Origin of the sequence: Dietzia sp. KRD202, from assembly GCF_017168155.1 — a bacterium.
Classification (GTDB): domain Bacteria; phylum Actinomycetota; class Actinomycetes; order Mycobacteriales; family Mycobacteriaceae; genus Dietzia; species Dietzia kunjamensis.
Genome location: NZ_JABFAN010000010.1, coordinates 22,364 through 43,120, shown reverse-complemented (window position 1 = coordinate 43,120; position 20,757 = coordinate 22,364). Strand labels below are relative to the sequence as shown.

17 protein-coding genes and 2 riboswitches are annotated in these 20,757 nt (G+C 72.2%); of the genes, 10 read left to right on the top strand and 7 right to left on the bottom strand.

Features of this window, described 5'->3' with window-relative positions; translation table 11 throughout:
• The first annotated feature begins 98 nt into the window (after positions 1–98).
• Positions 99–1,535, top strand: coding sequence for an acyl-CoA carboxylase subunit beta (locus J1M64_RS06565; RefSeq protein WP_120285770.1), 1,437 nt, complete (start codon positions 99–101; stop codon positions 1,533–1,535).
• A 219-nt stretch (positions 1,536–1,754) separates the two neighbouring features.
• On the opposite strand, the gene J1M64_RS06560 is transcribed toward J1M64_RS06565, so the two are convergent.
• The 4 genes from J1M64_RS06560 to J1M64_RS06545 all read right to left on the bottom strand — a co-directional run bounded on the left by J1M64_RS06560 (position 1,755) and on the right by J1M64_RS06545 (position 5,985).
• Positions 1,755–2,264: a DUF3145 domain-containing protein gene (locus J1M64_RS06560; protein WP_206473607.1), complete on the bottom strand. Its 510-nt coding sequence runs from the start codon at positions 2,262–2,264 to the stop codon at positions 1,755–1,757.
• Positions 2,265–2,466: 202 nt separating this feature from the next.
• Positions 2,467–3,342, bottom strand: coding sequence for a serine hydrolase (locus tag J1M64_RS06555; RefSeq protein ID WP_206473605.1), 876 nt, complete (start codon positions 3,340–3,342; stop codon positions 2,467–2,469).
• Between the two features lie 112 nt (positions 3,343–3,454).
• Positions 3,455–5,035, bottom strand: a complete 1,581-nt coding sequence (locus J1M64_RS06550) for an ABC transporter permease (protein WP_206473604.1) — start codon at positions 5,033–5,035, stop codon at positions 3,455–3,457.
• Positions 5,032–5,985, bottom strand: coding sequence for an ABC transporter ATP-binding protein (locus J1M64_RS06545; RefSeq protein ID WP_206473603.1), 954 nt, complete (start codon positions 5,983–5,985; stop codon positions 5,032–5,034). Before J1M64_RS06545 ends, J1M64_RS06550 begins: the two co-directional genes overlap by 4 nt.
• A gap of 59 nt (positions 5,986–6,044) precedes the next feature.
• Between J1M64_RS06545 and J1M64_RS06540 the strand changes: the two genes are divergently transcribed.
• The 9 genes from J1M64_RS06540 to J1M64_RS06500 all read left to right on the top strand — a co-directional run bounded on the left by J1M64_RS06540 (position 6,045) and on the right by J1M64_RS06500 (position 15,290).
• On the top strand, positions 6,045–7,139 hold the full coding sequence (locus J1M64_RS06540; protein WP_241261239.1) for an alpha/beta hydrolase: 1,095 nt from the start codon (positions 6,045–6,047) through the stop codon (positions 7,137–7,139).
• Between the two features lie 12 nt (positions 7,140–7,151).
• Positions 7,152–7,331: riboswitch (cobalamin riboswitch) on the top strand.
• Between the two features lie 54 nt (positions 7,332–7,385).
• Positions 7,386–8,426 carry an ABC transporter substrate-binding protein gene (locus J1M64_RS06535; RefSeq protein ID WP_206473602.1) on the top strand — a complete coding sequence of 347 codons (1,041 nt, stop codon included), beginning with the start codon at positions 7,386–7,388 and terminating at the stop codon, positions 8,424–8,426.
• 4 nt (positions 8,427–8,430) lie between these two features.
• The gene (locus J1M64_RS06530) at positions 8,431–9,516 is read left to right on the top strand and encodes an iron ABC transporter permease (protein ID WP_206473601.1); all 1,086 of its coding nucleotides are present in this window, start codon (positions 8,431–8,433) and stop codon (positions 9,514–9,516) included.
• Positions 9,513–10,286, top strand: a complete 774-nt coding sequence (locus tag J1M64_RS06525; protein ID WP_206473600.1) for an ABC transporter ATP-binding protein — start codon at positions 9,513–9,515, stop codon at positions 10,284–10,286. The genes J1M64_RS06530 and J1M64_RS06525 overlap by 4 nt, the downstream gene beginning before the upstream one ends.
• Positions 10,264–11,394 (top strand): cobalamin biosynthesis protein, encoded by a 1,131-nt coding sequence (locus tag J1M64_RS06520; RefSeq protein ID WP_206473598.1) that lies wholly within the window; start codon positions 10,264–10,266, stop codon positions 11,392–11,394. The genes J1M64_RS06525 and J1M64_RS06520 overlap by 23 nt, the downstream gene beginning before the upstream one ends.
• A riboswitch (cobalamin riboswitch) is annotated at positions 11,364–11,506 on the top strand. (Overlaps the previous gene by 31 nt.)
• Positions 11,507–11,626: 120 nt before the next feature.
• Positions 11,627–12,625 (top strand): ABC transporter substrate-binding protein, encoded by a 999-nt coding sequence (locus J1M64_RS06515; RefSeq protein ID WP_206473596.1) that lies wholly within the window; start codon positions 11,627–11,629, stop codon positions 12,623–12,625.
• 1 nt (position 12,626) lies between these two features.
• Positions 12,627–13,760, top strand: a complete 1,134-nt coding sequence (locus J1M64_RS06510) for a FecCD family ABC transporter permease (RefSeq protein WP_374210750.1) — start codon at positions 12,627–12,629, stop codon at positions 13,758–13,760.
• Entirely contained in the window at positions 13,757–14,539 is a 783-nt protein-coding gene (locus tag J1M64_RS06505) for an ABC transporter ATP-binding protein (RefSeq protein ID WP_206473594.1), read from the top strand. Before J1M64_RS06510 ends, J1M64_RS06505 begins: the two co-directional genes overlap by 4 nt.
• Positions 14,532–15,290: a (2Fe-2S)-binding protein gene (locus tag J1M64_RS06500; RefSeq protein ID WP_206473592.1), complete on the top strand. Its 759-nt coding sequence runs from the start codon at positions 14,532–14,534 to the stop codon at positions 15,288–15,290. The genes J1M64_RS06505 and J1M64_RS06500 overlap by 8 nt, the downstream gene beginning before the upstream one ends.
• A gap of 54 nt (positions 15,291–15,344) precedes the next feature.
• Here the strand turns inward: J1M64_RS06500 and cobA are convergent, their stop codons facing one another.
• Genes cobA through cobN form a run of 3 tightly spaced genes read right to left on the bottom strand, consistent with a single transcriptional unit; the run spans position 15,345 to position 20,744 of the window.
• On the bottom strand, positions 15,345–16,181 hold the full coding sequence (gene cobA / locus J1M64_RS06495) for a uroporphyrinogen-III C-methyltransferase (RefSeq protein ID WP_241261238.1): 837 nt from the start codon (positions 16,179–16,181) through the stop codon (positions 15,345–15,347).
• Positions 16,178–16,966, bottom strand: a complete 789-nt coding sequence (gene cobF / locus J1M64_RS06490) for a precorrin-6A synthase (deacetylating) (protein ID WP_256821482.1) — start codon at positions 16,964–16,966, stop codon at positions 16,178–16,180. The genes cobA and cobF overlap by 4 nt, the downstream gene beginning before the upstream one ends.
• Entirely contained in the window at positions 16,959–20,744 is a 3,786-nt protein-coding gene (cobN, locus tag J1M64_RS06485; protein ID WP_241261246.1) for a cobaltochelatase subunit CobN, read from the bottom strand. The genes cobF and cobN overlap by 8 nt, the downstream gene beginning before the upstream one ends.
• Between the last annotated feature and the right edge of the window lie 13 nt (positions 20,745–20,757).

The following is a 20,757-nucleotide window of genomic DNA, read 5'->3' as shown; positions in this document are numbered from 1 at the left end:
TCCCGATCCGAACGCCGATCGCCCACAAGCCAGTCCGGGGGTCCATCGCAGGCGCGCTCTCCCTCCCAGGGACGCGCGCCGAGGAAAGGACTGCACATATGACCATCACCAGCCCTGTTGACCAGAACACCCAGATCGACCCTCGAGATCCCGTCGTCCGGCTCGAGAACCTTTTCGACCCGGCTTCGCTCGAGTTCATCACCGAGCCCGACGCCTCCGGCGCCATGGCCGCACGCGGCCTGATCGACGGCGAACCCACCATCGCGTACGCGACGGACGCCACTGTCATGGGTGGCGCCATGGGCCTGGACGGGTGCCGGCACATCGTGCACGCCATCGACGTGGCGATCGACGAGCATCTGCCCGTCGTCGGCGTCTGGCACTCGGGTGGGGCGCGACTCGCGGAGGGCGTCGAGGCGCTGCACGCGGTCGGCCTCGTATTCGAGGCCATGGTCCGCGCATCGGGCCACGTGCCCCAGATCTCCGTCGTGCTCGGGCCCGCCGCCGGCGGCGCCGCCTACGGCCCCGCGCTGACCGACGTCGTCATCATGGCGCCGGCCGGCAAGATCTTCGTCACCGGTCCCGACGTGGTCCGCTCAGTCACCGGCGAGCAGGTCGACATGGAGGGCCTGGGCGGCCAGGACGTGCACCACCGCAAGTCGGGGGTGTGCCACATTGCCGCGACCGACGAGCGTGATGCCCTGCACCGGGCGCGTCGTCTCGTGACCCTACTGTCCGCGCAGGGTGAGTTCGACCCGCGTGCCCTCGAGGGTGATCACACCGATCTTGCGGGCCTGCTCCCCGACTCACCGAAGCGCGCGTATGACGTCCGTCCTCTCGTCCACGGACTGCTCGACTCCTCGGAGCTCGATGGCAGCACCACCTTCGAGGAGCTGCAGGCCAAGTGGGCGCCCAGCATCGTGGTGGGCTTCGGACGGATGTCCGGCCGCACCGTGGGTGTCATCGCCAACAATCCGCTGCGGTTGGGCGGTTGCCTCAACTCGGAGTCCGCGGAGAAGGCCTCGCGGTTCGTCCGGCTCTGCAACGCCTTCGGCGTGCCGCTGGTCGTGATCGTGGACGTCCCCGGTTACCTGCCCGGCGTCTCGCAGGAGTGGGACGGCGTGGTGCGCCGCGGCGCCAAGCTGCTGCACGCGTTCGCCGAGGCCTCGGTCGCCCGCGTCACGCTCGTCACCCGCAAGATCTACGGCGGTGCCTACATCGCGATGAACTCGCGTGCTCTCGGCGCCTCCGCCGTGTTCGCCTGGCCCGACGCCGAGGTCGCGGTGATGGGCGCCAAGGCCGCCGTCGGCATCCTCCACAAGCGGACCCTCGCGGCGGCACCCGAGGACGAGCGGGAGGCCCTGCACGACCGTCTGGCCGATGAGCACGCGGCCATCGCCGGTGGCGTGGGTCGCGCGGTCTCCATCGGTGTGGTCGACGAGGTCATCGAGCCCACCGACACCCGCCGACGCATCGCCGAGGCGCTGGACGCGGCCGCGCACACCCGCGGCCAGCACAAGAACATCCCGCTGTGACCTGAATCCGGCCGGAACACCTCCGGCAGGATCCGCACCCGACGACTGCGCCCCCTCCCCGATCTGACGGGAGGGGGCGCAGTCGTGTCCCGGGAGGACGCGGTGGCCACCCGCAGCCGGTGCAGGGTGCCGCCAGCGTGTCGCGCACACGAGTCAGCGCCCGCCCCGAGAACTGGGGCGGGCGCTGTCCGGAGCGCGGGAGTGCGGAGGTCTGGCGGGTCAGCCGACCCGGGAGAGCCAGGTGACCTCGGCGGCGGCCGGGTGGCCGCGCAGCGGTTCGAGGGCGCGGTCCCAGGCGGTGCCGAGCTCGTCCTCCACCAAGGCGTGGAAGGCGGCGGGGCCGGCCTTCATGAGATGCCGGAGACGGTTCTCGCTGAGCACTACGTCGCCACTGGCGCCCGTCTGCCCCCGCCACATCCCGAGTTCGGGTGTGTGGGAGAAGCGTTCGCCGTCGACGAGGTCGCTCGGGTCCTCGGTCACTTCGAAGGACAGCATCGACCACTTGGCCAGCGAATCGGCCAGACGCGCGCCGGTGCCGACCGGGCCGATCCAGTCGACGATCGCTTTGCGAGCGCCCGGCTGGGCCGGCTGGTCCTCCCAGCGCATGGCTGAGTTGGCGTCGAGCGTGGCTGCGAGAGCCCACTCGACGTGAGGGCATAACGCGGTAGGCGCGGCATGGATGAACACCACGCCGGTCGTCGTATCCGCGAGATAGTTATGGTCAGACATCACTTCACTCCCGACTCACTGAGGGACGTCTTCCCCAACGACCTCACGAAATCGTGTGAATGATGTTGCTTCTGTTGCTTGTAGTTAACACTGTGCCTGAAGTGATCGAATTACACCAGCGACACTTCTCGACTCTCAGCAAAGTTACAGCACGGTGATTCCCGCGCCCGGCACGAGTGCGGGCGTGTCGCGGGTGGCGGACTCACCCGCCGAGCGAGTCCTCTTCGCGCGAACGCCGGGTTGCCGCATCGACCACCCTGTCGGACAGTTCCGGCCACAGCGGCTTGGCCCAGTCGCCGAAGTCGCGGTCGGTGAGCACGATCAGCGCCGTGGAGATCTCCGGTTCGACCCACAGCAGGGTCCCGGACTGCCCGAAGTGCCCGAAGGTCGCGGGCGAGTTGTGCTGCCCGGTCCAGTGGGGATGCTTGGCGTCGCGGAGTTCGAAGCCCAGCCCCCAGGGGCACGGCTTGTGCATGCCGTACCCGGGCACGATCCCGTCGAGGCCGCGGAACTGTTCGGTCACGGCCTCCTCGAGGGTCTCGGTCGCGAGCAGCCGCGGGGCCACGAGCTCGCGGGCGAACGCGATGAGGTCGGCCAGGCTGGCGGAGGCCCCGTGCCCGGCGGAGCCCTCGAGCGTGGTGGACTCCATGCCCAGCGGCTGACACACAGCCTCGTGGAGGTAGTCGCCGAACGCGATCCCGGTGGCGTCGGCGATGTGGTCGGCCAGCACCTCGAACCCGGCCGAGGAGTAGATCCGCCGTTCCCCCGGCTCCGCGCGGACCTTGTCGCGGTCGGCGAAGTCCAGCCCCGAGGAGTGGGCGAGCAGGTGACGCACCGTGGACCCCTCGGGCCCCGCGGGGTCATCGAGGCCGATGGCCTCCTCCTCGACGGCCAGGAGCGCGGCCACCGCGACGAGGGGCTTGGTCACCGAGGCCAGGCGGTACACGCGGGTGTCGTCGCCGTGGACCGCGAGGGCGCCGTCGGGGCCGACCACCGCGGCCGAGACGGTGCCCACCGGCCAGTCCGTGACCACCGACAGCGCGGTGGAGAGCCTGTCTCGATCGAACTCGTCCGACATCGGTTCCTCCCTGGTTCGCCTGCGACCGGCGGCGCCGGTGTCCGTGACGGCCGCGCCGGTGAGGCGTGGCGGCCGTGCGAGCCAGTCTGTCAGGTCGTGTCGGGTGCCGCGGTCAGGTCCGCGGCACGTCGCGACGCCGAAAGCCGGCCAGCCCCACGGCGACCAGCACGACCGTCACCGTGAGGAGCACGGCCACGCCGATCGCGTTGACGGGGCCGACGGGCGCGGTGCCCACCGCGCCGAACGGGGACAGGCGCATCTGGTCCTCGTCGAGCCGGAGCGTGGGTCCCATGAGGGTGACGACGACGGCGAGGGCGAACGGCGCCCAGGCCAGGACCTGCAGTCTCGGGGATGCGCCGAACAGGCCGATCGAGATCGCGCCGAAAACCAGCGCGGCGGGCACATACCACGCCCCGGCGCCGATGATGCGTCCCGCCAGGTCCGGGTCGTCGAGCACGGCGGCGGCGGTGATCCCGAACGCGGCGGCGCCGGCGAGGACCACGACGACGGTGCCGACGGTGACGACCGCGGTGTGGGCGGCGAGCCACGACCACCGCGAACGCCCCGTGGACAGTTCCATCTCGAGTCGCCCGGCGGTCTCCTCGCCGCGCAACCCGGTCAGGGTCTGCAACGCGAACCCGGCCCCGAGGAATCCGCTGAACGCCACCAGCATCTGCACGATGGAATCGACCACGGTGCCCGAATCGCCGAGGAACACGGCGAGGTCGGGGTTGGACATCATCGTCTCGACCACCACGTTCATCAGCGCGCCGTACATGGCCATCAGTGCCACCACGCCGATCGTCCAGCCCGTCAGCGCGCCCAGGTGCTGGTGTACGGCGGTCCCGGTCCGGGACGCCCGCCACCGGGACGCGGTGGCGGGGCCGGTCCGGGCCGGGACCATCCCCTGGCCCACGTCGCGGCGCGCGGCGAGCCACAGTGCGGCCGCGGCGAGCCCGGCCGCGGCGACGACGGCGACGATCAGGGGCACCACGGAGGACTCGCCGAACGGCCGGGTCAGGCCGTGCCAGCCCAGCGGCGAGGTCCAGCTCAACCAGTTGCGGTTGACGTCGCCGATCCCGCGGGTGATCAGGGTCAGTCCGGCCACGGACATCGCCGCCGCCCACACGGTCCGGCTGTGGGCGAACACCTGCGCGAGGACGGCGGTGCCGGCCGCGTACACCCAGCCGGCGGCGACGATGGAGGCCACGTACAGCGCCGCGCCCGCGCGGTCGAGGTCGACGGTGAGGGTCGCCGCCCACAGCGCAAGGCCGAGGACGGTGAAGACCCCGACGACGACGACGAGGGCGGCCGCCGTCGGGGCGAGCCGGCCGACCCGGCCCGCCAGGAGCAGTTCGGACCGTCTGGACTCCTCCTCCTTGCGGGTGGCGCGCGCGGTCAGGGCGATCGCCATGACGGGGATGCCGAAGGCGACCATGAACGAGTACTCGTTCATCATCACGCCGCCGAGGGTGTCGAGCCCGGCCACCCGGCCGGTGAGCATGATCATCGACTCGCCGACCGAGGCGCCGTACGTGGCGAGTTCCTGCGGGGTGTCGTAGAGGGCTGCGATCGACAGCCCGGTGACGAGGTACAGCGCGGCCAGGCCGAGGACCCAGGCGGCCGCGGCCCGCCACCCGGTGCGCAGGGCGATGCGTGCCAGCAGGCCGGTGCCGGCGAACGGCGAGGTCATCGCCGGTCCCCTGTCCGCTCCTCGCGCCCGGTGGCCGCACCGGCACCGGAGTAGGCGTTGAGGAACAGGTCGTCCAGGCTGGGCGGGGTCGCGGTGAGCGTGTGGATGCCGGCCGCGTGAAGGAGGCCGGTGACCTCCCCCAGCTGCGGGGCCGGCACGTGGCAGCGGACCTCGAACCGACCGTCGGCGGCCTCCTCGATCCGCAGGCCGTCGACCCCCGTCACGCGCCCGAGTGAACCCGGATCGGCGTCGGTGACGGCGTGGACCTCGGTCGTCGTGTGACGCCGCAGGTCGGCCAGCGTCCCCGAGGTGACGGTGCGGCCGTCGCGGATGATGCTCACGCGGTCGGCGAGGGTCTCGACCTCGCCCATGATGTGGCTGGACAGCAGCACGGTGGCGCCGCCGTCGACGGCCTCGCGGACGCACTCCTGGAACGTCTGCTCCATGAGCGGGTCCAGGCCGGACGTGGGCTCGTCCAGCACGAGCAGTTCGGCGTCGGAGGCCAGCGCGGCGATCAGCGACACCTTCTGTCGGTTGCCCTTGGAGTAGTCACGTGTGCGTTTGGTCGGGTCCAACCGGAAACGTTCGATCAGCTCGTCTCGACGGCCCGGGTCCAGTCCCCCGAGTGCCCGGCCGAGCAGGTCGATGCACTGGCCGCCCGTCAGCCGCGGCCACAGGGTCACCTCGCCGGGGACGTAGGCGAGCCGGGCGTGGAGTTCGACCGCGTCGCGCCACGGGTCGCCGCCGAACACCGTCGCCTGGCCGGAGTCGGCGCGCATGAGCCCGAGCAGGATCCGGATGGTGGTGGATTTACCCGACCCGTTGGGTCCGAGGAACCCGTGGACCTCCCCGCGGCGCACGTCGAGGTCCAACTCGTCCAGGGCCCGGGCGCGGCCGAAGGTCTTGACCAGGCCCTCGACCCGCACCACGCTGTCGTGTTCTGAACGCATGATCAGCTCCTTCGTCCGATTACCCCGATCATCCCAGGGATCCGCGTCACAATGTGGCCATGCGCTCTCCCATGTCCGGCCACCGTGACTTTTCCCCGTCGATCCCGGATCGCCTGACCAAGGCCGTCATGACCGCTGCCGGGTTCCTGCCCGGCCCGCTACTCCGACTCGTGGGCGGGACCCCGCGACGGATGGACGGCCAGGTCCTCGACCCGCACTTCCAGGCCGGGCTCCGGGTCATCTCGATGACGTCCGAGGGCGAATACGAGGATCTGACCGTCGAGAAGGCACGTTCGGCCGTCGAGCGGTCGGCGTTCACCGTCTCGGGGAAGAAGATCGACCTCGCCGTCGTCACCGACATCGTCCTCCCGCTCGGCGGCACCGACCCGGACCGGGCCGACCTGCCCGCGCGCCTGTACTCGCCGGTCCACGGTGACGAGACGCTGCCCGCACTGGTGTTCTTCCACGGCGGCGGATGGGTGCTGGGCAGCGTCGACTCGCACGACGCGACCTGCCGCTACATCGCCGAGACGGGCCGGCTCAAGGTGATCAGCGTGGACTACCGGCTGGCACCCGAGTTCCGGTTCCCCACCGCGGTCGAGGACGCGATCGCCGCGTTCCGGTACGTCCGCGACCACGCCGAAGAGCTCGGCGTGGACCCGGCGCGCATCGCGGTGGGCGGTGACAGCGCCGGCGGCAACCTGGCGGCGGTGGTCTGCCAGCAGACGCGCGACGCCGGGGAGAAGATGCCGGACTTCCAACTGCTGTTCGTCCCCGCCACCAACATGTCCGCGCGGACCCGCTCGTACGAGCTGTTCGGCGACGGCTTCTTCCTCACCCGGGCCAACATGGACTGGTACGAGGAGACCTACATCCGGTCCGACGAGGACCGGCTCGACCCCCGCGCCTCCCCCCTGCTTGCGGAGGACTTCTCGGGACTGCCGCCCGCCCACGTGGCCACGGGCGGGTTCGACCCGCTGCGCGACGAGGGCGAGGCCTACGCCCGGAAGATGGCCGATGCCGGTGTCCCGGTCTCGCTGCGCCGCCACGAGACGCTGGTCCACCCGTTCGTCAACGCCGTCGGGGCCACCCCGCTCGCGCGCTCGGCGCTGTCCGAGGCGGTGGGCGCGATGCGGATGGGGCTGGCGTACTGACCCCGGAGCGCGTGTTACCTTGTGATCGCCAGCGAGACCGATCGGTCGCGGGAATCCGGTGCGAATCCGGAACTGACGCGCAGCGGTGAGGGTGATGGCGGGGCACTATGCCACTGGGCCGCGAGGTCTGGGAAGGCGCTTCCGTCCAGGTGATCCCGAGTCCGAATACCGGCTGGCCCTCGCGGTGACAACCGCCAGGTCATCACCGGGCTTCGCGTTCCAGGCCCGCGACCTCGGAGCACACCCATGCGTTCTTCCACCCTGGTCGCCCTCGCCGGCGTCACCCTTCTCACCCTGACCTCCTGCACCGCCCACGACCCGGCTGCGATCGCCGGCCCGGGCACCGATCCGATCGAGAACTGCGGGGAGCAGGTCCAGCTCGACGCCCCGCCCGAACGGGTCGTCTCGCTCAACCAGGGCTCCACCGAGATCCTGTACGCCCTCGGCCTCGGCGACCGGATGGTCGGCACCGCCACCTGGACAGACCCGGTCCTGCCCGAGTTCGCCGAGGTGAACAGGTCGGTCCCCCGCCTGGCCGACAACGCGCCGTCGATGGAGGCCGTCCTCGACGTGGAACCGGACTTCGTCACCGCCTCCTTCGGCAGCACCCTCGGGGAGGGCGGGGTCGCCGCCCGCGAGCAGTTCCACGAACTCGGCGTGGGTACGTACCTCTCCCCCACCGACTGCGTGGGCAAGGTCGCCGACTCCGGGGACGGCGTCCGCGAGACCCCGCTCACCCCGGACCTGCTCTACCGCGAGATCACCGAGCTCGCCCGGATCTTCGACGTGGAGCAGGCCGGTGACGAGCTGGTGGCGGACCTCCAGCGCAGGCTCGATGAGGCCGCCGAGAGCGTCGATGCCCGCGGTGTCTCCGCGATGTACTGGTTCGCCAACTCCGAGTCCCCGTACCTGGCCGGCTGCTGCGGTGCCCCCGGCCTCATCTCGATCACCCTGGGCCTGGAGAACGCCTTCGACGACACCACCCAGGAGTGGCCGCAGATCAGCTGGGAGGTCGTGGCCGAGCGCGACCCGGACGTCATCGTCGTGGGCGACCTGACCCGCAAGAGCCAGACCGCCGAGACCGCGGAGGCCAAGATCGCCTACCTCGAGTCCAACCCCGTCACCCGGGAGATGGCGGCGGTCCGGGAGAAGCGGTTCATCGACATCACCGGCGCCGAGATGAACCCGTCGCTGCGCACGATCTACGGGGTGGAGACCGTCGCGGCGGGGCTCACCGAGCTGGGCCTCATCACGCCGGGGGCCGGCGCGCCGGACCCGGCCAACTGACCCGATGACCCTCGCACCCGAGAGGACCACCGCCCCGGTGGTCCCGGCGCCACCGCGCCGGCGGCCGGCTCTGCGGCGACCGTCCGCACTGGTCACCCTGTGGCTCGGTGGCCTGGGGCTGCTGGCGGTGTCGACGGCGCTCGTCATCACCATCGGCCCGTCCGGACTCACCGCCGCCGACGTTATCCAGTCCGCGCTGGCCCGACTCACGGGAGCCGACTCCGGGCTCACGCGGATCGAGGAGGGGATCATCTGGAACCTGCGGCTTCCGCGCACTCTCATGGCGGCCCTGGCCGGGGCGGGGCTCGCACTGTGCGGCGTCATCCTGCAGTCGCTGCTGCGCAACCCCCTGGCCGACCCGTACATCCTCGGCATCTCCTCGGGCGCATCCACCGGGGCGGTCCTCGTGGTGGTGCTCGGGGTCGGCGCGGGCGCGGTCGGGCTCACCACGGGGGCGTTCGTCGGGGCGCTCACCGCGTTCGGCTTCGTCCTGGTCCTGGCCTTCGCGTCCGGCGGGACGCCCGACCGGGTGGTGCTGGCGGGGGTCGCGGCGACCCAGCTGTTCTCCGCGGTGACCTCGTTCGTCGTCTACATCGCCGCCGACGCCGAGCAGACCCGCGGCGTGCTGTTCTGGCTGCTCGGCTCGCTGGCCTCCGTCCGCTGGTCGGACGTGGCGGTGTGCGGCGTCGTGGTCCTGCTCGGGCTGGTGGCGTGCCTGCTGCACACCTCCAGCCTCGACGCGTTCACCTTCGGCCAGGACGCCGCGGCCGCCCTCGGCGTCAACGTGGCCCGCACCCGGCTGGTGCTCATGGTGGTGACGGCGCTCGTCACGGCCGTCATCGTGAGCACCTGCGGGGCGATCGGCTTCGTGGGTCTGGTGCTGCCACACGCCGCGCGAGCCCTGGTCGGCGGCCGGCACCGGGTCCTCGTCCCGACGGCGGCGCTGATGGGCGCCGTGTTCGTCGTGTGGATCGACGCGGTCTCCCGCACCGTGATCGCGCCCCAGGAGTTGCCGATCGGGGTGGCCACCGCACTCATCGGCGTCCCGGCCTTCGTCGGGCTCCTCCTCCGCCGGGGACACGGCCGATGACCGCCGCCCCGTCGACCCTCGAGGCTCGAGGCGTCTCGTGGTCCGTGCGCGGCCGGACCATCCTCGACGACGTCACCGTAGCTCCCGCCCCCGGCACAATGGTCGGGGTGCTGGGGCCGAACGGATCCGGCAAGTCGACGCTCCTGCGCATCCTGACGGGCGTGCTCCGGCCCGACACCGGATCGGTGCACCTCGACGGCACGGACATCCGATCACTCCCCCGCAAACGCCTGTCCCGGCGCCTGGCACTGGTGGCGCAGGAGGCGACCACCGACCAGAACCCCACGGTCCGGGAGGTCATCGAACTCGGCCGCATCCCCCATCGCGCGGCCTGGTCGGGTCCAGGTCCCGGGGACGACGGGGTGGTGCGGCGCGCGGCGGCCACGACCGGCCTCGGCGACCGCCTGGACCAGCGGTACGCGACCCTGTCCGGCGGCGAGCGGCAGCGGGTGCAGATCGCGCGGGCCCTGGCCCAGGAACCCGGTGTGCTGGTCCTCGACGAACCGACCAACCACCTCGACATCCGCCACCAACTCGACCTGCTGGCCCTGGTCCGCGCCACCGACACCACGGTGATCGCGGCCCTACACGATCTCACCCTGGCGGCCACGTTCTGCGACCATCTGATCGTATTGTCCGGTGGGCGACTCGTGACCGGCGGCGCGCCCCACGAGGTGCTCACCGCCGACCTGATCCGGGAGGTGTACGGAGTGGAGGCCGAGGTGACCCACGACGGGCGGGGGGCGCATGTCCGCTATCTCGCGCGCTGACCCCCACCCGCACCGCGCGTCGTGCACGCGCCGCCGCGGTGACGGGTACGCGCTTGCCGCCCGCGCGGCGGGCATCGCGGCCGGGTTCGCCCTCGATCGCCTCGTCGGCGACCCGCGACGGTTCCACCCCGTCGCGGGCTTCGGCCGGGTCGCGCTCGCCGTGGAGTCGCGGCTCCTCCGGCCCGGCCGGACGCCCAACGCGCAGCGGGCGGCGGGCCTGCTGTTCACCGGCGTCCTCGTGGGGGGCACCGCCGCTGCAGTGACGGGCGTCGGACGTCTCGCCGGACGGAACCGCGTCGCGGCAGTGGCGTGGGACGCGGCCGTGGTGTGGTCGTGCCTGGGCGGGTCCTCGTTGCTCGCGGTCGCGGGGCGGCAGGGTGACCTGCTCGCCCGGGGCGATCACGCGGGTTCCCGGGACCTGTTGCCGTGGTTGTGCGGACGGGATCCGGCCGCGCTCGGCCCGGAGGATCTCGCGCGGGCTGTCGTCGAATCCGTCGCGGAGAACACCTCCGATGCGGCGGTGGCGACGCTGTTCTGGGCCGCGGTGGCGGGTTCGCCCGGCGCCGCCGTCCACCGCGCGGCCAACACGCTCGACGCGATGGTGGGTCACCGTTCGGAGCGGTACCGCCACTTCGGCACCGCCGCGGCGCGGTTCGACGACGTGCTGGGGTTCCTGCCGGCCCGGGTGGCCGGCGCGCTCGGGGTGGTCTGCGCCCCGACCGTGGGCGGGAGTCCCGCCGGGGCCCTGCGGGCGTGGCTCCGTGACGCACCGGCGCACCCGAGCCCGAACGCCGGGGTCGTCGAAGCCGTGTGCGCGGGCGCCCTGGGGGTCCGGCTTGGCGGGCCCACGCCGTACCCGTACGGCGTGGAGGACCGGGCGGTCCTCGGTGACGGCCGGTCGGTCCGGGACGACGACATCCGCCGCGCGATCCTCCTGCACGACCGCGTCCAGGTGGGCACCGTCGCGCTGGCCGTGCTGGGCGTGGTCGTGCGTCGCGCCGTCCTCGGGCGTAGCCGGGCCACGAAGCGCGGGTGGTCGGCTCCGCCGAGCCGGGGTACCTGCACCGCACGCGGACGCGGTGTGCCTATCCTGAGGGCGTACTGCTGACATCCGGAACGAGCAGGGGAAGACCGGTGGGAATCCGGCGCTGACCCGCAACGGTGTGTGGCCACTTTCGTGACCGCGAGCCCGATTACCTGCCCGGATGTTCGCGACTCCGAGTACATCGCCGAGGTCTGCGATCCGGGGTCCTGTCAGGTGACGTGGTGTCGTCGTCGACTCCTACCCTCCTGCGGGTCTCACGTGTCGTCGACCGCACGACACGATCCGAGGACTGATCATGTTCCGTCGCCACCCCAGAATCACGCTCGCCACCCTCCTCGTCGCGGGGGTCGCCCTCACCGGCTGCTCCCGCGGCGAGGCGCTCGCGGAAGGCGGCCCGGTCGAGTCGTTCGCCGACCCTGTGACCGTCACCAACTGTGAGCGCGAGACCACCTACACCGCTGCGCCCCGGCGCATCATCTCGATGAATGACCACGTCACCGAGACCCTCATCCAGATGGGGGCCGGCGACCGGATCGTCGGCATGGGCTACGGCGAGCAGGACGATGTCCTGCCGGAGGTCGCCGAGCAGTTCGAGGCCATTCCGTCCCTCTCGGAGGAGTACCCCACCTGGGAGCAGATCGTGGACCTCGAGCCGGACCTCGTGGTGGCCGGGATGCGCAGCGCCTTCGACGACAAGGAAGGCCGCAGCCGCGACGCCCTCGAGACCGCGGGGATCCACACCTTCCTGTTCTCCGAGTACTGCGGAGAAGGCTTCGGCGACCTGTCGATGCTCGAGACCGACTTCTCCCAGCTCGGCCGGATCCTCGACGTCGAGCCGGGGGCACGGGACCTGACCGACCGGATCACCGGCGAGATGAGGGAGATCCGAGAGACGCTCGATGCGTCGGGTGTCACCGGCACCCCCACGTTCTTCTACGACGGCGGCGAATCAGAACCGACGACGATCGGCGGCGTGGGCATCGGACAACTGATCGGCGAGTACGCGGGCGCGGACAACATCTTCTCCGAGGGCGACCGCCCCTATCTCACGTCCACATGGGAGATCCTGGGCGAGCGTCAGCCCGAGGCGATCGTGGTACTCGACTACGGCGCCACCAGCGCGGAGGACAAGATCGCCTACCTGCGCGCGCAGCCCATCATGTCCACGACGCCGGCGATCCGTGAGAACCGCATCGTGGTGGTCCCGCTGTCCGACTTCTTCGAGAGCTCGCGGATGACGACCTCCACCGAGACCATCGCCCGTGAGCTGCACCCGCACGCGTTCGGGCAGTGACATGACGACCGTCGCCGAGAACACCGGCGGGCGCGTTGACCGCGCCGGCACGGGCATCGATCCCCGCCCCGGCTCCGGGCGCATCGCCGATGCCCCGCCCACCGGGCGGCGGTCGCTGTGGCTCATCTGTCTCCCGCTCGTGGCGGTGCTCGCGATGACGATCGCGGCCGGGGTCTCCCTGGGCTCGGTGTCCATCCCGATCGGGGACGTGTGGGCGATCGTCGCGCACCGCCTGGCGCCGGGGGTCTTCGACCCGTGGTGGACCGACGCCCGCGAGGCGATCGTCCTCGAGTCGCGACTGCCCCGGGCGCTCATGGCGGCGGCCGTGGGCGCGTCGCTGGCCGTGGCGGGTGGCGTCGCCCAGGCGGTCACCCGAAATCCTCTCGCCGACCCGTATCTGCTCGGCGTCTCCTCGGGCGCGGGCTTCGGCGTCGTGGTGCTCACGGTCCTCGGCGTGGGCGCCGGGATGTGGGGCGTGTTCACCCTGCCGATCGCGGCGTTCCTCGGCGCGCTGCTCCCGCTGGCGGGCGTCGTCCTGGTGGCCCGCCGCGCCCATGACACGACCGCCATCGTGCTGGTCGGGGCGGCCATGACGATGGTGTTCGGTGCGCTCAACACGTTCACGTTGCTGGTCCTCGGCGACGACCATCAACTCGGTACCGTCATGCGTTGGCTCGCGGGCGGGTTCGGTGACGCCGGGTGGACCATGCTGTGGGCGCCCGTTGCTATCCTCGCCGTCGCCGGCACGGTGGTGATCCTGTGCAGCCGCCACCTCGACCTGCTTCTCACCGGTGACGACGGCGCCACCGCGATGGGCGTGAACGTGCCCCGGTTCCGGGTGCTCATGCTGCTGCTCGTCTCCCTGCTCACCGCGGGCGCGGTGGCGGTCTCCGGGACGATCGGCTTCATCGGCCTGCTCATCCCCCACCTCGCGGGGTTCTTCACGGGCCGCACCGCGGCGCGCCTGCTTCCCGCGGCGGCCCTGCTCGGCGCGGTCGCGTTGGTGCTGGCCGACCTCGCCGCCCGCGCGGTGAGCGAGGGCACCGAGCTGCCGGTGGGCGTGGTCACCGGCGTCGTGGGCGGCCCGGTGTTCCTGCTGATGTTGTGGCACCGCTACGGGAAGGCGTCGCGATGAGCACCCTCTCCGCGCACGGCGTCTCCGCCCGGCTCGGCGGTCGGCTGATCCTCCACGGTGTCGACCTCACGGTCGCGCCCGGGCGGGTCACCGCACTCGTCGGCCCGAACGGCAGCGGCAAGACCACGCTGCTGCGCACCTGCTATCGCGCGCTGCCGTCCGCCGCGGGGATGGTGACGCTCGACGACGCCGACATCGCCTCGCTGCGTCGCCGCACGCTGGCCCGCGCGGTGGGGGCCAGTACGCAGGAACCGGTCTCGTTGGGCGGCATCACGGTCCGCGAGTCGGTGCGCCTGGGCCGGACGGTCACACGGGGACTTCTCGAGCCCTTCGGCGCCGACGACGCGGCGGTCGTGGAGGATGTCCTCGCCCGGGTCGGGTTGACCGAGCTGGCCGAGCGAGACGTGGTGGCACTGTCGGGCGGCGAGAAGCAACGCGTGTCGATCGCGCGCACCCTCGCCCAGCGGCCCGAGGTGCTCCTGCTGGACGAGCCGACCAATCACCTCGACCTGCACCAGCAATTGTCGGTTCTACGCCTGCTCCGCGAGTTGGCGGCCGACGGGCTGGCGGTGCTGCTCACGATCCACGATCTGCGGATGGCCACCGAGTACTGCGACGTCATCGCGGTCCTGCACCGCGGTCACCTCGTCGCGACCGGTGCGCCGGAGCAGGTCCTGGACGCCGCGGTGCTGCGGGAGGTGTTCGGGGTGCGTGGCGAGGTGCGGGCGGGGCCGGACGGCCGCCGCACGCTCGACGTGGCGGGGCTCGCCGATGCGTGACGGGACCGTGGGTGACGACGGCGACGACGACGAGCTCCGCGCCCCCGAGACCGTGACAGCCGCGTACTCGGGCGTCTCGGACCTCCTCGGCGACTTCGTCCGCACCATCGAACACGGCCCGGAGGTCCTGCCCGGATCGGTGCTGACGGACCCGCGGTGGCTGGCCCGGCGGGTGGAGGACACCGGCCGGCGCTGGAACCATGGCGATCCGCGGGTGAATGGCACGCTGTGGTGGTACTCGGCCAGTTCGACGCTGGTGGCCGCGCCGCTGGTCATGCTGCTCGCGATCGGCCGCGCGCCCGATCCCCGACCGCAGCGGCTCTCCGTCTCGCTGCAGCCGAACGGCTATCTCCACTCGGCGCTGTCGGAACACCTCCTGCCGTCGACCGCGGCCTACGCCGACGCGCTGCTGGAGGCCCACGGCGAGGTGATCGCCGCCCTCGCGGAGGTCTCGGGCGCAGCACCGCGGGCGCTGTGGGCGATCGCGACCGACTCCATCGCGAACCGCGCGCTCGAGGCGGGTCGCGCGGCGGGCGACCCGAATCGCGGCTCCGAGCTCGCACACGCCGTGTGCCGCCCGCCGCTGCTACCGGCTCGGTACATCGATGTGGAGGGCCCCGAGCGGACCCGCCGGTTCGTCCGCCGCAGCTCCTGCTGCCTCATCTATCTGGCCACCGACGGCGGCACGTGCGCGAGCTGCCCGCGCCGTGCCCCGGAGGACCGCCGAGCCGAGCTCGTCCGTCGGACGTAGTTTCGCGATCCGCGCATCCGCGACCACTCGTCGAGGGCGGACCCGGCCGGCCGACTACCCACAGCTCGCTCCGGCGGACAGCTGCCCTGCCAGCCCGGCGACCGCCCCGATCACGGTGATCGCGGGCGGCGCGACCTGAGCCTCGGCCGCCTGCCGCGCGATCGTCGCCAGCGTCCCGTGCAGGACGCGCTCCGCCGGGGTGGAGCCGTTCTCGACCAGCACAGCCGGGGTGTCCCCGGGCATCCCCTCGGCCAGGAGTTCCGCGGTGATGGCGGGCAGGGTCGTGACCGCCATGAGCAACACCAGCGTGGTCCCGGACCTGGCGAGCGCGCCGTAGTCGAGGGTCGAGTGCGGGCTGTCGGGCGGGACGTGCCCGGAGATCACCGACACGCCCTGCGAGAGTCCGCGGTGGGTGGCCGGGACGCCGGCGAGGGCCGGAACCGACAGGGCCGAGGTGACGCCCGGGATCACGGTGACGGGCACCCCGGCCGCGGTGCACGCGAGGTGCTCCTCGGCGCCGCGGCCGAACAGGAAGCTGTCGCCGCCCTTGAGTCGGACGACGGTGCGCCCGCGCCGCGCGTGCTCGACGAGGATCCGGTTGATCTCCTCCTGCGGGGTCGCCGGACCGAAGGGCACCTTGCCCACGTCGATCACCTCGATGCCGGGGTCGAGCTCGTCGAGGATCGACACCGGTCCCAGGCGGTCGGTCACCACCACGTCGGCGGTGCGGACTGCGTCGAGGCCGGCCACGGTCATCAGCCCCGGGTCCCCCGGCCCGCCGCCGACCAGCACGACCCGGCCCGCGCAGTCCCGCGCGACCGTGGCGCCGGCGCTGTCCTTCCCGCCGGTCGTCCCGGCCGTCGCCCCGGCGGTGTCCTTCTCAGCCGTCATCGGGCCGTCGTCCCTTCTCCGCGTCGCAGTAGATACACGTCCATCACCCAGCCGTGCTCGTCGCGCAGCCGCTCGCGGTGCGCGCGCAGGTCCGGCAGGACGTCGCCCACGCGGCCCGCGACGAGCGTCTCGCCGGCGTCGCCGAGGTTCCCGCCCCACCAGATGTGCCAGTCGGCCAGGTCATCGAGCGGCAGATCGCCGTTGAGCATCACCACCACGTTGTCGGCGCCGGCGGCCACGACCTCGCGCAGCCGGCGGCCGGTGGTCACGGTGACCGTGCCGCCGATCTCGTGCAGGACCAGACGGTGGCGCGCGGCCAGAACCTGGAGCGCGGAGATCCCGGGCACGACCTCCACCTCCAGGTCCAGCGCACCGCGCTCGGCGATCCGGTCGAGGATCCTCAGCGTGGAGTCGTAGAACGCCGGGTCGCCCCACACGGGGATCGCCACATCGCCGGGCCGGGAGGCCACGACGCGTTCCCAGGCCAGGGAGCGGGCCTCGTGCCAGTCCGTCACCACCCCGCGATACCCGGCGTCGGAGGAGGTCGACGACGACGAGCGGTCCCTCTCCGGATCGGGCACACCCACCAACTCGACGCCCGGCGCGTGGCGGGCGAGCAGCTGCGCGCGGAGATCGACCAACGGGTCGGCCGGGCCTTTGACGGCCGCGAGGGCGTAGTCGCTGGCGCGCAGGGCCCGGGCGGCCTCGACCGTGATCTGGTCGAGCCCGCCCGAGCCGATGCCCACGACCCGCACCCGCCTGCGGCCGGTGGGGAACTCAGTCACCGTGGGACTCCTCGAGATCGCCCTCCACATCGAGGTAGACCTGCCGCATCCGGTCCATGATGCCCGCATCGGGCTCGGCCCACATCCCGCGGTCGGCGGCCTCGGAGAGCCGCTCGATCATCCCGCGCAGCGCCCACGGGTTGGACCGGCGCAGGAACTCCTGGTTGGTCTCGTCCAGGACGTACTCGCGGGCGAGCGAGTCGTACATCCAGTCGTGGACCACGCCGGCGGTCGCATCGAACCCGAAGAGGTAGTCCACCGTGGCCGCCAGCTCGAACGCCCCCTTGTAGCCGTGCCGCTGCATGGCCGCGATCCACCGCGGGTTCACCACTCGCGCGCGGAACACCCGCGTGGTCTCCTCCGCCAGCGACCGGGTGCGGACGGCGTCGGGCGTGGTCGAGTCGCCCACATAGGCGCGCGGCTCGGCGCCGGTGAGGGCGCGGACGGTGGCGATCATCCCGCCGTGGTACTGGAAGTAGTCGTCCGAGTCGGCGATGTCGTGCTCGCGGGTGTCGATGTTCTTGGCCGCCACCGCAATGCGCCGGTAGTTGGTGCGCATGTCGTCGGCCGCGGGGACTCCGTCGAGGTCGCGGCCGTAGGCGTACCCGCCCCAGCGGGTGTAGACCTCGGCCAGGTCTCGGTCGTCGCGCCAGTTGCCCGCCTCGATGGTCTGCAGGATTCCCGCCCCGTACGAGCCGGGCGCGGAGCCGAAGATCCGGGTGGTGGCGCGGCGTTGATCCGAGTGCTCGGCGAGGTCGGCCCGCGTGTGGGCGGCGACGAAGTTGTGTTCGTCGGGCTCGTCCAGCTCGGCGACCATCCGCACGGCGTCGTCGAGCATCCCGATGACGTGCGGGAACGCATCGCGGAAGAAGCCGGAGATGCGCACGGTCACGTCGACGCGCGGGCGGCCCAGTTCCTCGGACGGGACCACCTCCAGGCCCGTGACCCGGCGGGAGGCCTCGTCCCACTCGGGGCGGACGCCCAGCAGGGCCAGGACCTCGGCGATGTCGTCCCCGGAGGTGCGCATGGCCGAGGTACCCCAGATCGACAGCCCCACCGAGCTCGGGTACTCACCGGTCTCGGCGACGTGCCGGTCGAGCAGCGAGTCCGCCATGGCCTGACCGGTCTCCCACGCCAGCCGCGACGGGACGGCGCGCGGGTCCACCGTGTAGAAGTTCCGGCCCGTGGGCAGCACATTGACCAGGCCCCGAAGGGGGGATCCCGAGGGCCCGGCCGGGATGAACCCGCCGTCCAGGGCGTGCATGACGGCGTCCAGCTCATCGACAGTGGCGGCCAGTCGCGGCACCACCTCACGGGCGGCGAACTCGAGCACCTGCGCGACCTCGTCGTCGTCGTTGTCGTCGTCGTTGTCGTCATCGCCCTCGGACGCGCCGTCGCCCGCCTCACCCGCGGTGAGGCCCGCGGCGGCGAGGACGTCGGGCACCGCGGCGACGTCCCACTCCCGCGCGTCCATCCCCTCGACCAGCGCCTTGGCGAGCGCCTCGACCCGGTCGACCTCCTCGGTCGGCGCGCCCTCGGCCAGCCCGAGTGCGCGACGCAGGCCCGGAACCGCCCCGGACTCGCCGCCCCACACCTGCGAGGCCCGCAGGATCGCCAGCACCAGGTTGACGCGCGCCTCGCCCGCGGGCGCCTGGCCCAGGACGTGCAGGCCGTCGCGGATCTGGACGTCCTTGATCTCGCAGAGCCAGCCGTCGACGTGGAGCAGGAAGTCGTCGAACTCCTCGTCCCCGGGCCGTTGCTCGAGGCCCAGGTCCTCGTGCATGTGCGCGGACTGCATGAGCGTCCAGATCTGCGCGCGGATGGCCGGGAGCTTGGCCGGGTCCATCGACGCGATGTTCCCGTACTCGTCGAGCAGCTGCTCCAGGCGGGCGATGTCCCCGTACGACTCCGCGCGGGCCATCGGCGGGACCAGGTGGTCGACGATCGTCGCGTGCGCGCGGCGCTTGGCCTGGGCGCCCTCGCCGGGGTCGTTGACGAGGAAGGGGTAGATCAGCGGAAGGTTGGCGATCGCCGCGTCGGTGGCGCAGTCCGCCGAGAGCGCGGCGTTCTTGCCCGGCAGCCATTCGAGCGAGCCGTGCTTGCCGATGTGCACCAGCGCGTGCGCGCCGAAGCCGCGGGCGAGCCAGCGGTAGGCGGCCAGGTAGTGATGGGACGGCGCGAGCTCGGGGTCGTGATAGATGGCGACCGGGTTCTCGCCGAACCCGCGGGGCGGCTGGATCAACAGGACGACGTTGCCGGCCTGGATGGTGGCCAGGACGATCTCTCCGGCGTCGTTGACGAACAGCTCGCCCGGCGCGGGCCCCCACGCCTCGACCATCTCCGCACGCAGCGCCTCGGGCAGGTCCGCGGTCCAGCGCAGGTAGTCGTCGGTGGAGATCCGGACGTGGCTGTCGGTGAGCTGGGCGCTGGTGAGCCACTCCTCGTCCTGCCCGCCCGCGGCGATGAGCGCGTGGATGAGGGCGTCGCCGGCGGCGGTGTCGTCGGGGAAACCGCCCTCCGCGACGGTGCCATCCGCCCCCGGCTCGGTGAGGTCGAGGCCCGGTCGATCGAGAAAGCGCGCGATGGGGCCGTCGTCCGGGCCCAGGTCGTAACCCTCGTCGCGCATCCGGCGCAGCAGGCGGATGGTCGAGACCGGGGTGTCCAGACCGACGGCGTTGCCGATGCGGGAGTGCTTGGTCGGATAGGCCGACAGGACCAGCGCGACCTTGCGGTCGGCGGGCGCCACATGGCGCAGCCGCGCGTGGGCCACGGCGATCCCGGCGACACGCGCGCACCGCTCGGGATCGGCCACGTAGCGGGGCAGTCCGTCGGCGTCGATCTCCTTGAACGAGAACGGCGCAGTGATGATCCGGCCGTCGAACTCGGGGATCGCGATCTGGTTGGCGGAGTCCAGCGGGTTGACGCCGTCGTCGGAGGCCGCCCAGTCCTCGCGGCTCCACGTCAGGCACAGGCCCTGCAATACGGGAATGTCGAGCGCGGCGATGCGCTCGACGTCCCACGTCTCGTCCTCGCCGCCCGCGCTCACCGTGCCGGGAGTGGTGCCGCCGGCGGCGAGAACCGTCACGACCAGCGCATCGAGAGTGCCAAGGGCGTCGAACAACTCGTCGGGGGCCGAGCGCAGGGAGCCGGCGAAGACCGGCACTCCCACCGCGCCAGCGGCGTCGATCGCGTCGGCCAGCGCGTGGGCGAACCCGGAGTTCCCGCTCACCTCGTGGGCGCGGTAGTAGAGCACGCCCACGCGGGGCAGGCCGGGGGCTTCCGTCGTGTCCGGCCGCGGCGGCATACCCCACACCGGCACGTTCTCCGGCGGCTCGAACCCGGCGCCGGTGAGCAACACGGTGTCGGCCAGGAACGCGTGCAGCTGCGCCAGGTTGCCCGGGCCGCCCTCGGCGAGATAGCGGTGTGCCTCGGCCGCGGTGCCGATCGGGACGGTGGACAGCTCCATAAGGTCGGCGTCGGGGGTCTGCTCGCCACCCAGGACCACCACCGGAACGCCCGCGCCGAGCACGGCGGCGAACCCGGCGTCCCACGATCGCCGCGAGCCGAGGATGCGGACCACCACCAGGTCGGCGCCGTCGAGCAGTTCGGGCAGATTCGCCTCGACGTCGAGTCGAGACGGGTTGCCGAGCGTGAACGCCGCGCCGGATTCGCGCGCGGAGAGCAGGTCCGTGTCGGAGGTGGACAACAGGGTGATGCGGGGCACGTCGTGCTGTGCCGAGGCGCCATCAGGGGACGCCAAACGCCGGGTGGGGCGCATGTTCTTCTCCAAA

What these genes read in the sequence shown, in the direction of transcription:
- J1M64_RS06535 (WP_206473602.1), top strand. Translation starts at nt 7,386, where the DNA reads ATGCGTTCTTCCACCCTGGTCGCCCTCGCCGGCGTCACCCTTCTCACC.
- J1M64_RS06545 (WP_206473603.1), bottom strand. Translation starts at nt 5,985, where the DNA reads ATGCGTTCAGAACACGACAGCGTGGTGCGGGTCGAGGGCCTGGTCAAG.
- J1M64_RS06510 (WP_374210750.1), top strand. Translation starts at nt 12,627, where the DNA reads ATGACGACCGTCGCCGAGAACACCGGCGGGCGCGTTGACCGCGCCGGC.
- J1M64_RS06550 (WP_206473604.1), bottom strand. Translation starts at nt 5,035, where the DNA reads ATGACCTCGCCGTTCGCCGGCACCGGCCTGCTGGCACGCATCGCCCTG.
- J1M64_RS06530 (WP_206473601.1), top strand. Translation starts at nt 8,431, where the DNA reads ATGACCCTCGCACCCGAGAGGACCACCGCCCCGGTGGTCCCGGCGCCA.
- J1M64_RS06505 (WP_206473594.1), top strand. Translation starts at nt 13,757, where the DNA reads ATGAGCACCCTCTCCGCGCACGGCGTCTCCGCCCGGCTCGGCGGTCGG.
- J1M64_RS06540 (WP_241261239.1), top strand. Translation starts at nt 6,045, where the DNA reads ATGCGCTCTCCCATGTCCGGCCACCGTGACTTTTCCCCGTCGATCCCG.
- J1M64_RS06565 (WP_120285770.1), top strand. Translation starts at nt 99, where the DNA reads ATGACCATCACCAGCCCTGTTGACCAGAACACCCAGATCGACCCTCGA.
- J1M64_RS06515 (WP_206473596.1), top strand. Translation starts at nt 11,627, where the DNA reads ATGTTCCGTCGCCACCCCAGAATCACGCTCGCCACCCTCCTCGTCGCG.
- cobN (WP_241261246.1), bottom strand. Translation starts at nt 20,744, where the DNA reads ATGCGCCCCACCCGGCGTTTGGCGTCCCCTGATGGCGCCTCGGCACAG.
- J1M64_RS06560 (WP_206473607.1), bottom strand. Translation starts at nt 2,264, where the DNA reads ATGTCTGACCATAACTATCTCGCGGATACGACGACCGGCGTGGTGTTC.
- J1M64_RS06555 (WP_206473605.1), bottom strand. Translation starts at nt 3,342, where the DNA reads ATGTCGGACGAGTTCGATCGAGACAGGCTCTCCACCGCGCTGTCGGTG.
- J1M64_RS06500 (WP_206473592.1), top strand. Translation starts at nt 14,532, where the DNA reads ATGCGTGACGGGACCGTGGGTGACGACGGCGACGACGACGAGCTCCGC.
- J1M64_RS06525 (WP_206473600.1), top strand. Translation starts at nt 9,513, where the DNA reads ATGACCGCCGCCCCGTCGACCCTCGAGGCTCGAGGCGTCTCGTGGTCC.
- J1M64_RS06520 (WP_206473598.1), top strand. Translation starts at nt 10,264, where the DNA reads ATGTCCGCTATCTCGCGCGCTGACCCCCACCCGCACCGCGCGTCGTGC.
- cobA (WP_241261238.1), bottom strand. Translation starts at nt 16,181, where the DNA reads ATGACGGCTGAGAAGGACACCGCCGGGGCGACGGCCGGGACGACCGGC.